Source organism: Nonomuraea corallina (assembly GCF_027620315.1).
Lineage (GTDB): Bacteria > Actinomycetota > Actinomycetes > Streptosporangiales > Streptosporangiaceae > Nonomuraea > Nonomuraea corallina.
Window position 1 is genome coordinate 1 of sequence record NZ_JAPNNL010000225.1, and the last position, 10,315, is coordinate 10,315.

Sequence of the window (10,315 nt, forward strand, 5' to 3'; positions counted from 1 at the left end):
CGCCGCTCGGCTGGCGGGTGAGCGCCCTGCCGGTGCCGCTCGACGAGGGCTCTCCCGAGTGGGGCGACTCACGGTACGTGCGGCTGGAGCTGTCCGGCACGGTCCGGCTCGCCGACGCGCTCAACCAGTTGTACGTGCTGCTGCCGGTGCTCGACGACGGCAAGCACTACTGGATCACGTCCGACGAGATCGACAAGCTGGTCCGCGCCGGGGAGGGCTGGCTGTACGGGCACCCGGAGCGTGGCCTCATCACCCGCCGCTACCTGGGGCGGCGCTGGGCGCTGGCGCGCACCGCGCTGGCCCGGCTGGCCGAGCTGGGCGACGAGCCGGAGGAGAGGCTGGAGCCCGCGCTCGCCGAGGAGGCGCCGGAGGGGGAGACGGCGGCCGACGAGGCCGCCGCCGCCGAGGCCGAGGCGCACGGCGCCACCGGTGACGACGCCCATGGCGTGGCTGGCGGCGGTGCCGGCACGTCCGGCGCTTCCGGGGACGAGGTCCCCGGCGCGCTCGGGGAGAAGCGGGCGCCGCTCAGTGCTCAGCGGCGGGCCGCCGTGCTGCGGACCCTGGAGGAGCTCGGCGCGACCAGCGTGATCGACCTCGGCTGCGGCCAGGGTGAGCTGGTCGGCGCGCTGCTGTCCAGGCCGCGCTTCGCCCGGGTGGCCGGCATGGACGTCTCGGCGATGGCGCTCGCCATCGCCGCCCGCAAGCTGAAGCTGGAGCGCATGCCCGACGCCAAGCGCGCCAGGCTCACGCTCTTCCAGGGCGCGCTCACGTACACCGACGCGCGCCTGGCCGGTTACGACGCAGCGGTGCTCATGGAGGTGGTCGAGCACGTCGACCCGCCGCGCCTGGCCGCGCTCGAACAGGTCGTGTTCGGCCACGCCAGGCCCGGCCACGTCGTGGTCACCACCCCCAACGTCGAGTACAACCCGCGCTACGCCTTCCTCACCGGCCTGCGCCACCCCGACCACCGTTTCGAGTGGACCCGCGCCGAGTTCGCCGCCTGGGCCCGCGGCGTGGGGGAGCGTCACGGCTACCGCGTCGAGCTGCGGCCCGTCGGCGAAGAGGACCCCGAGCTCGGCCCGCCCACCCAGATGGGAGTGTTCACCCGTGATCAGCGTTCCTGAGCTCTCCCTGGTGGTGCTCGTCGGCGTCTCCGGCAGCGGCAAGTCGACCTTCGCCGCGCGCCACTTCAAGCCGACGCAGATCATCTCGTCCGACTTCTGCCGCGGCCTCGTCTCTGACGACGAGAACGACCAGGCCGCCACCCCGGCCGCCTTCGACCTGCTGCACCACATCGTCGGCGTGCGCCTGGCACGCGGGCTGCTCACCGTCGTGGACGCCACCAACGTGCAGTACGCCGCCCGCAAGAGCCTCATCGACCTGGCCAGGCGGCACGACGTGCTGTGCGACGCCATCGTGCTGGACGTGCCCGAGGAGGTCGCGGTCGAGCGCAACGCCCTCAGGCCGGACCGCGACTTCGGCGCGCGGGTCGTCATCCGCCAGCGCAAGGAGCTGCGCCGCTCGCTGGGCAAGATCTCCCGCGACGGCTTCAGGAAGGTGCACGTGCTGCGCGGCGTCGAGCAGATCGAGAGCGCCGCGGTCGCGTACGAGAAGGCCTGGACCGACAGGCGCGAGCTGACCGGCCCGTTCGACGTGATCGGCGACGTGCACGGCTGCCGGGCCGAGCTGGAGGCGCTGCTGGACAAGCTCGGCTGGCGGCACGGCCCGGCGGGGCCGACGCACCCCGAGGGCCGCACCGCCGTGTTCGTCGGCGACCTGGTGGACCGCGGCCCGGACACGCCGGGCGTGCTCCGCCTGGTCATGGACATGGTCGAGGCCGGCACCGCGATCTGCGTCGCGGGCAACCACGAGGCCAAGCTGGTGCGCGCGCTGGCCGGCCGCGACGTCAAGGTCGCGCACGGCCTGCGCGAGTCGCTCGACCAGCTCGCCGCGCAGCCGCCGGAGTTCGCCGAGCGGGCGCGGGCCTTCATGGACGGGTTGATCAGCCACTACGTGCTCGACGGCGGGCGGCTGGTGGTGGCGCACGCCGGGCTCAAGGAGGCCTACCACGGCCGCGCCTCCGGCCGGGTGCGGGCCTTCGCGCTGTACGGCGACACCACCGGCGAGACCGACGAGTACGGCCTGCCGGTCCGCTACCCGTGGGCGCAGGAGTACCGCGGCACGGCCATGGTCGTCTACGGTCACACCCCGACCACGCGGCCCGAGTGGGTCAACAACACGATCTGCCTCGACACCGGCTGCGTCTTCGGCGGCAGCCTGACCGCGCTGCGCTACCCGGAGCGGGAGCTGGTCCAGGTGCCCGCCCAGCGGGTCTGGTACGAGCCGGTCAAGCCGCTGGCGGCGCCCGTGCGCGATCCCGAGCTGCTGTCCGTCGACGACGTGCGCGGCACCCGCCACGTCGAGACCAGGTTCGGCGGCCGGGTCAAGGTGCGCGAGGAGAACGCCGCCGCGGCGCTGGAGGTGATGAGCCGGTTCGCGGTGGACCCGCGCTGGCTGATCTACCTGCCGCCGACCATGGCGCCGCCGGAGACGTCCGCGCTCGACGGCTACCTGGAGCACCCGCACGAGGCGTTCGAGGAGTTCGCGGCCGCCGGGGTGGAGCGGGTGGTGTGCGAGGAGAAGCACATGGGCTCGCGGGCCGTGGCGGTGCTCGCCCGGACGCCCGAGGTCGCGGCCGAGCGGTTCGGCGTCGCCGACGGCAGCGCCGGCGCCGTCTACACCCGCACCGGCCGGCCGTTCTTCGCCGACACCGCGCCGCTGGTCGACCGGCTCCGCGCGGCCTGCGAGCCGTTGTGGGACGCGCTCGGCTCGGACTGGGTGGCGCTCGACTGCGAGCTGCTGCCCTGGTCCGCCAAGGCCGGCGAGCTGATCAGGCGCCAGTACGCGTCGGTCGGCGCCGCCGCCCGGGCCGCGCTGCCCCACGCGGTCGCCGCGCTGGAGTCGGCGGCCGGGCGCGGGCTGGACGTGGCGGAGCTGCTCGACCGCACCCGCCGCCGCGCCGGCAACGCCGCGCTGTTCCGCGACGCCTACGCGCGCTACTGCTGGCCGGTCGACGGCCTGGAAGGGGTACGGGTCGCGCCCTTCCAGATCCTGGCCTGCCAGGGCCGGGCCACGGCGCTGGAGCCGCACGCCTGGCACCTGGAGACGCTGTCCGCGCTCACCGCGCCGATCATCACCGGGACCCGGCACGTCTTCGTCACGCTGAACTCGGCCGAGTCGCGGGCCGAGGCCGTCGCCTGGTGGGAGTCGCTGACCGCCGCGGGCGGCGAGGGCATGGTGGTCAAGCCCGCCGCGCACGTGGAGGGGCGGGTGCAGCCGGGCGTCAAGGTCCGGGGCCGCGAGTACCTGCGGATCATCTACGGCCCCGACTACACCGAGTCGCTCGGCGTGCTGCGCAGGCGCTTCCTCGGCAAGAAGCGCTCGCTCGCGCTGCGCGAGCACGCGCTCGGCCTGGAGGCGCTGGCGCGGCTCGCGGACGGCGAGCCGGGCTGGCGGGTGCACGAGCCGGTGTTCGCGGTGCTCGCGCTGGAGTCGGAGCCCGTGGACCCCCGGTTGTGACTGGGGGGAGATCGGGTTAGGGCGAGAAACGGTAATCACGGCGCTGAAGCAGGCGTGCGCGGGTAGTTGCCTCCCCGTCCAGGGGAGGGAACGCATGGCTACCCAGCACACCCGGCAGGAGAACCTCGGCCACGTCATCTTCATCGCCGCGGCGGCGGCGGTCGGCGGTTTCCTGTTCGGCTACGACAGCTCCGTGATCAACGGCGCCGTCGTGGGCATCCAGAACCACTTCCAGGTGGGGAGCGTGGAGATCGGCCTCGTGGTGGCCGTCGCGCTGCTCGGGTCCGCCGTGGGGGCCTGGTTCGGCGGCGGGTTCGCCGACCGGTGGGGACGCACGCGCACGATGCAGATCGCGGCGGTCATCTTCGCCGTCAGCTCCGTCGGCCAGGCGCTGCCCTTCGCCGTCTGGGACCTGACCCTGTGGCGCGCCCTGGCGGGCATCGCGATCGGCATGGCGTCGGTGCTCGGCCCGGCCTACATCGCCGAGGTCGCCCCGCCCGCCTACCGGGGCAGGCTCGGATCGTTCCAGCAGCTCGCCATCGTGCTGGGCATCGCCGCCTCCCAGCTGGTGAACTACGTGTTCGTCCGGCTCGCGGGCGGCGACGTGAACAACGAGCTGTGGGGCCTGCAGTCGTGGCAGTGGATGCTGGGCGCCTGCGTCGTACCGGCCCTGCTCTACCTGCTGTTCGCCTCGTCGATCCCCGAGTCGCCGCGCTACCTGGTCATGGCGGGCCGGCCCAAGGCCGCCAGGAAGGTGCTGGCCGAGGTCGAGGGCGAGCACGCCGACCTGGACGCCCGCGTACGGGAGATCCAGGACGTGCTCAAGTCCGAGCGCCGGCCGACGCTGAGAGACCTGCGCGGCGGGACGCTGGGGCTGCTGCCCATCGTCTGGATCGGCATCGCCCTGTCGGCGTTCCAGCAGCTCGTCGGCATCAACGTGATCTTCTACTACTCGTCCGTGCTGTGGCAGTCGGTGGGCATCGACCAGTCCCAGTCCCTGCTGATCAGCTTCTCCAGCTCGGTCATCAACCTCATCGGCACGTTCATCGCCATCGCCCTGGTCGACAAGATCGGCAGGAAGCCGCTGCTGCTCATGGGCTCGGCCGGCATGGCGCTCTCGCTGGGCACCGCCGCCTGGGCGTTCAGCGCCGCCCGTCCGCTCGACGGCTCGGTCGCGCTGCCCGGCCCGCAGGGGGCGATCGCGCTGGTCGCCGCGAACCTGTTCGTGCTGTTCTTCGCCCTGTCGTGGGGCGTGGTGGTCTGGGTGCTGCTCGGCGAGATGTTCCCCAACCGGATCCGCGCCGCCGCCCTGGGCGTGGCGGCGGCGGCGCAGTGGCTGACCAACTGGGCCATCACCGTGAGCTTCCCGGCGCTGTCGGAGTGGAACCTGCCGCTCACGTACGCGATGTACGCGTTCTTCGCGGTGCTGTCGTTCCTCTTCGTCCTCAAATGGATCAAGGAGACGAAGGGCCGGAGACTGGAGGAGATGGGATAGCCCGTCACCTCCGGAGGCGGCCGCTGACGAACTTGTAGATCAGCACGCAGGCCACGACGAAGAAGACGAACTTCAGCACGCCGAAGCCGCCCGAGAACAGCACCAGCGCCATCAGCGCGACCGCGATCGGCACGATCGGCCCGGGGCCCCGGTGGCGGCGGTGGTGCATCGGCCCCCGCCCGTGGAGCCGCGCCTGGTGGCGGACCGCCCGCATCTGCTTGCGGTGCGCCCGCATCGCCTCCTGCCACGAGCCCAGGTCCTGACCGGGCAAGGGCATCGGACCGGGGAGGGGCGGCAGGCCCGGGAAGGGCGCGGGCCCGGCCCCGGGCATCGGGCCGTGGCCGGGCAGGTCGGCCGTGACGCGGGTCAGGTCACGGACGGTGCGGGCGGCCAGCGCCTGGTCGAGCCGCTCGTCGAGCTCCTCATGGGTGAGACGGCCCTGGGCGAAGTGCTCGCGCAGGGCGGCCATGGTCTGTTCGCGCTCGGCGTCGCCGACGCGGAGGTCGTCACGATCCATCACGGATGCCTCGTTCTCGCCGGGCCGGGTCATCGCTTCACTCCTCGTCCGGGTCGCCGTCGGCCAGGATCTGGTAGAGCTTGCGCCGGGTCTCAACCAGAGTCTTACGCGCTTCGCGGATCTGCGCGTCACTTCCGGTCTGAAGAATCTGCATCATCGCGAAGGCGGACTGCCGCGCGGTGTCCCACAGGTCGGCCGTGCTGTCGTCGATGTCGGGGCGCATCTCGTCCCACGGGGCCCGCACCTCGTCGGCGTGCGCCTCGATGTAGGCCCGGCCCTCCTCGGTGAGTCGGAAGGTCTTGCGGCCCTCGTTCTCCTCCGCGACGATCAGCCCTTCGTCGGTGAGCTGCTGCAACGCCGGGTAGACGGCGCCGGGGCTGGGCTTCCAGCCGCCCTCGCTGCGCGCGGCGATCTCCTGGATGATCTGGTAGCCGTTGCGCGGCTCCTCCGACAGCAGCGCGAGGATCGCGGCGCGCACGTCGCCGCGCTTGGCCTTGCGCGCCCTGCCGCCCCAGCCGCGGTGGCCGCCGCCGAACGGCCCGCCAGGACCGAACGGCCCGCCGGGCCCCCACGGGCCGCGGCCGAAGTCGAACGGGAACGGTCCGGGGCCGCGGCGCCCGCGGTGCCGGCGCTCGTGCCGGTGTTCGTGGCTCTCGTGGCTCTCGTGGTGTCGCGGGGGGTCCTGCTCGAACGCCTCGGCCACGGCCTTGACGGTGTCACGCAGGGCCCTCTTCAGCTCGCGCGCGTCGGGCCACTGGCCTCCCGCGGCGTGTGCGGACGTCATCGCGTACTCCTCTCGAAGGCTCTCGATGCTTCTACGATATATCGACACTATGTCGCTGACAACGAATCCGGGCAAGTGACTCAGATCACCAAGAACTTGGGAAGGAGCGGGAACAGGACCGCAGGGCCCGTCGTTGTTCCCATCAGACGAGGTCGTTCCGCGTCGGCAGGGCTGGGGGGTGCTGTCGCCGATGGATACGGCCTCGTCTGCATTTCCGGAACGTTCCGGGACCGGAACGTCCGAGACGGGACCGTTCCCGGGGGTCCGCAACCCTGTCCCGGGCGGCCGGAGCGGACGCGGGCCCGGGGCGCTAGCATCCCGATCATGATGGGGCACACGCACGCGCTGACGGGGGCCATCGCCTGGCTGGGGCTCGCACCGCCACTGGCCGCGCTGCCTTTGCTGAACGAGTCGTCCCGGTTCATCGAGACCGGCATCATGGCCACCGCGCTGACCCCCGCCGAGCTCATCGCCGGCGCGATCATCTGCGCGGGCGCCGCCATGCTGCCCGACCTCGACCATCCCAGCGCCACCATCGCGCAGACCTTCGGCCCCGTCACCTGGCTGCTCAGCAAGGCCGTGTCGTGGCTGGCCGGCGGACACCGGGGCGCCACCCACTCGCTGGCCTTCGCGGTCGCGAGCGGGCTGGGCGCCCACTGGCTGGCCGCCTCCTACCCGATCGGCCGCGACATCATGGTCGTGCTGCTGATCGGGCTGGCCTTACGCGCGATCGGCATCGGCATCCCCGGCAAGAAGGTCGCCTCCGCCATGGTCGACATCTGCATGACGGCCGGGCTCTTCGCCGTCTTCCTGTCGCTGGGGGTCGGGTACGCCTGGCTCGGGCTGGCCGTGGGCATCGGCTCCCTGGTGCACGTGGTGGGCGACTGCATGACCGAGCGGGGGTGCCCGGTGCTCTGGCCGCTGTCGGTCAAGTTCGTGCTGCCGTGGAAGATCGGCATCAAGACCGGCAAGAAGTTCGAGCAGAAGATCCTCGCCCCCGTGCTCTCCGTCGCCATCGTCGGCCTGCTCTTCTGGCGGCTCGCCCCGCTTTAACTTGATGTCGAGATACTTTTCGAGATATCTTGATGTCGAGACTTTCCGCCGCGGGTGACTTAGGCACACCTAACGTGAAGAACGCTTCGGTGGTGCGGCAGGATTCTTACTGAGCAACCGTCAATGGAGGAGGCGAATCACCGTGTCCGCGAACAGCTTCGGCAGCCGTGACACGCTGCGCGTCGGCGACGCGTCATATGAGATTTTCCGGGTGGACGCCGTCGAAGGCGCTGCACGCCTCCCGTACAGCCTGAAAATCCTCCTGGAGAACCTCCTCCGCACCGAGGACGGCGCCAACATCACCGCCGACCACATCCGTGCCCTCGGCGGCTGGGACCCGAACGCCAAGCCGAGCGTGGAGATCCAGTTCACCCCCGGCCGCGTCATCATGCAGGACTTCACCGGCGTGCCCTGCGTCGTCGACCTCGCCACCATGCGCGAGGCGGTGCGCGACCTCGGCGGCGACCCGGCCCGCATCAACCCGCTGGCCCCGGCCGAGATGGTCATCGACCACTCGGTCATCGTCGACTACTTCGGCCACCCCGACGCCTTCCAGCGCAACGTCCAGCGCGAGTACGAACGCAACGGCGAGCGCTACCAGTTCCTGCGCTGGGGCCAGACGGCCTTCGACGAGTTCAAGGTCGTCCCGCCCGGCACCGGGATCGTCCACCAGGTCAACATCGAGCACCTCGCCCGCGTGGTGATGACCCGCGACGGGCGGGCCTACCCCGACACCTGCGTCGGCACCGACTCCCACACCACGATGGAGAACGGCATCGGCGTGCTCGGCTGGGGCGTCGGCGGCATCGAGGCCGAGGCCGCGATGCTCGGCCAGCCGATCTCCATGCTCATCCCGCGCGTGGTCGGCTTCAAGCTCAGCGGCAAGCTGCCCGCCGGCGCCACCGCCACCGACCTGGTGCTCACCATCACCGAGATCCTGCGCAAGCACGGCGTCGTCGGCAAGTTCGTGGAGTTCTACGGCGAGGGCGTCTCGTCCGTGCCGGTCGCCGACCGGGCCACGATCGGCAACATGAGCCCCGAGTTCGGCTCCACCTGCGCCATCTTCCCGATCGACGGTCAGACCGTCGACTACCTCAGGCTCACCGGCCGCTCCGAGGAGCAGATCGCGCTCGTCGAGGCCTACGCCAAGGCCCAGGGCCTCTGGCTCGACCCGTCGGGCCCCGAGCCGGAGTTCTCCGAGTACATCGAGCTCGACCTCGGCACCGTCGTGCCGTCCATCGCCGGCCCCAAGCGCCCGCAGGACCGCATCGCGCTCTCCGACGCCAAGCAGGCCTGGCGCGCCGCCGTCAAGGACTACGCCGCGAGCATCCTGGGCCCGGCCGACGAGGCGTCCGCCGAGTCGTTCCCCGCCTCCGACTCCCCGGCGGTCAGCCGCGACGGCAACGGCGACCAGCCCCACTCCACCCAGCTGGAGCGCGATCGGCCGCACACCAAGGTGCCGGTCACGCTCGCCGACGGCACCTCGTTCGAGATCGACCACGGCATCGTGGCCATCGCCGCCATCACCTCCTGCACCAACACCTCCAACCCGTACGTGATGCTCGGCGCGGCCCTGCTGGCCCGCAACGCCGTCGACAAGGGCCTGACCCGCAAGCCGTGGGTCAAGACCTCGCTGGCGCCCGGCTCGCAGGTCGTCACCGGCTACTTCGAGCGCTCCGGCCTCCAGCCGTACCTCGACAAGATCGGCTTCAACCTGGTCGGCTACGGCTGCACCACCTGCATCGGCAACTCCGGCCCGCTGCCGGAGGAGATCTCCCAGGCGGTGCAGGACAACGACCTCGCGGTCACCGCCGTGCTGTCGGGCAACCGCAACTTCGAGGGCCGCATCAACCCCGACGTCAAGATGAACTACCTGGCCTCGCCGCCCCTCGTGGTCGCCTACGCGCTGGCCGGCACCATGGACATCGACCTCGACAACGAGCCGCTCGGCACCGGCTCCGACGGGCAGCCCGTCTACCTGCGCGACATCTGGCCGGCTCCCGACGAGATCGCCGAGGTGGTCCACTCCTCCATCGGGCGGGAGATGTTCGAGCGCGACTACGCCGACGTGTTCGAGGGCGACGACCACTGGAAGTCGCTGTCGGTCCCGACCGGCGACACCTTCGCCTGGGACCCGGGCTCGACCTACGTGCGCAAGCCTCCGTACTTCGACGGCATGCCGCGCGACCCCGAGCCCGTCGCCGACATCTCCGGCGCCCGCGTGCTGGTCAAGGTCGGCGACTCGGTCACCACCGACCACATCTCGCCGGCCGGCTCCATCAAGGTCGGCACCCCTGCCGCCGAGTACCTGCGCGAGCACGGGGTCGAGGTCAAGGACTTCAACTCCTACGGGTCGCGGCGCGGCAACCACGAGGTGATGATCCGCGGCACGTTCGCCAACATCCGGCTGCGCAACCAGATCGCGCCCGGCACCGAGGGCGGCTACACCCGCGACTTCACCCAGCCGGACGCGCCGGTGTCGTTCATCTACGACGCCTCGGTCAACTACGCCGCCCAGGGCACCCCGCTGGTCGTGCTGGCGGGCAAGGAGTACGGCTCCGGCTCCTCGCGCGACTGGGCCGCCAAGGGCACCGCGCTGCTGGGCGTCCGCGCCGTCATCGCCGAGTCCTACGAGCGCATCCACCGCTCCAACCTGATCGGCATGGGCGTGCTGCCGCTGCAGTTCCCGGAGGGTCAGACGGCCGACTCGCTGGGCCTGACCGGCGAGGAGACGTTCGACATCACCGGGGTCGAGGCGCTCAACGAGGGCTCCATCCCCGGCACCGTCCACGTCAGGGCCGGTGACGTCGAGTTCGACGCGGTCGTGCGCATCGACACGCCCGGCGAGGCCGACTACTACCGGCACGGCGGCATCATGCAGTACGTG

The 10,315-nt window shown here is 71.6% G+C and carries 7 protein-coding genes; 5 read left to right on the forward strand and 2 right to left on the reverse strand.

Translation table 11 applies throughout. The annotated features are described in order from the left end of the window. The 3 genes from OUY22_RS33355 to OUY22_RS33365 form a co-directional block, all read left to right on the forward strand. The coding region (locus OUY22_RS33355; RefSeq protein ID WP_270159261.1) for a methyltransferase domain-containing protein at positions 1–1,124 on the forward strand (1,124 nt) is incomplete at its 5' end. Then, positions 1,108–3,579 carry a polynucleotide kinase-phosphatase gene (locus OUY22_RS33360; protein WP_270159262.1) on the forward strand — a complete coding sequence of 824 codons (2,472 nt, stop codon included), beginning with the start codon at positions 1,108–1,110 and terminating at the stop codon, positions 3,577–3,579. The genes OUY22_RS33355 and OUY22_RS33360, both read left to right, overlap by 17 nt. 94 nt (positions 3,580–3,673) lie before the next feature. Further along, positions 3,674–5,074 (forward strand): sugar porter family MFS transporter, encoded by a 1,401-nt coding sequence (locus OUY22_RS33365; RefSeq protein ID WP_270159263.1) that lies wholly within the window; start codon positions 3,674–3,676, stop codon positions 5,072–5,074. Positions 5,075–5,078: 4 nt separating this feature from the next. On the opposite strand, the gene OUY22_RS33370 is transcribed toward OUY22_RS33365, so the two are convergent. Both OUY22_RS33370 and OUY22_RS33375 read right to left on the reverse strand, forming a co-directional pair. After that, positions 5,079–5,624, reverse strand: coding sequence for a DUF1707 SHOCT-like domain-containing protein (locus OUY22_RS33370; RefSeq protein ID WP_270159264.1), 546 nt, complete (start codon positions 5,622–5,624; stop codon positions 5,079–5,081). A gap of 4 nt (positions 5,625–5,628) precedes the next feature. Beyond that, positions 5,629–6,375 carry a PadR family transcriptional regulator gene (locus OUY22_RS33375; RefSeq protein WP_270159265.1) on the reverse strand — a complete coding sequence of 249 codons (747 nt, stop codon included), beginning with the start codon at positions 6,373–6,375 and terminating at the stop codon, positions 5,629–5,631. A 324-nt stretch (positions 6,376–6,699) separates the two neighbouring features. Between OUY22_RS33375 and OUY22_RS33380 the strand changes: the two genes are divergently transcribed. Together OUY22_RS33380 and acnA are read left to right on the forward strand one after the other, a co-directional pair. After that, positions 6,700–7,428 (forward strand): metal-dependent hydrolase, encoded by a 729-nt coding sequence (locus tag OUY22_RS33380; RefSeq protein WP_270159266.1) that lies wholly within the window; start codon positions 6,700–6,702, stop codon positions 7,426–7,428. A 136-nt stretch (positions 7,429–7,564) separates the two neighbouring features. Beyond that, positions 7,565–10,315: aconitate hydratase AcnA (gene acnA, locus OUY22_RS33385; RefSeq protein ID WP_408638243.1), on the forward strand; the 2,751-nt coding region annotated here is incomplete at its 3' end.

What these genes read in the sequence shown, in the direction of transcription:
- OUY22_RS33370 (WP_270159264.1), bottom strand. Translation starts at nt 5,624, where the DNA reads ATGACCCGGCCCGGCGAGAACGAGGCATCCGTGATGGATCGTGACGAC.
- OUY22_RS33365 (WP_270159263.1), top strand. Translation starts at nt 3,674, where the DNA reads ATGGCTACCCAGCACACCCGGCAGGAGAACCTCGGCCACGTCATCTTC.
- OUY22_RS33375 (WP_270159265.1), bottom strand. Translation starts at nt 6,375, where the DNA reads ATGACGTCCGCACACGCCGCGGGAGGCCAGTGGCCCGACGCGCGCGAG.
- OUY22_RS33380 (WP_270159266.1), top strand. Translation starts at nt 6,700, where the DNA reads ATGATGGGGCACACGCACGCGCTGACGGGGGCCATCGCCTGGCTGGGG.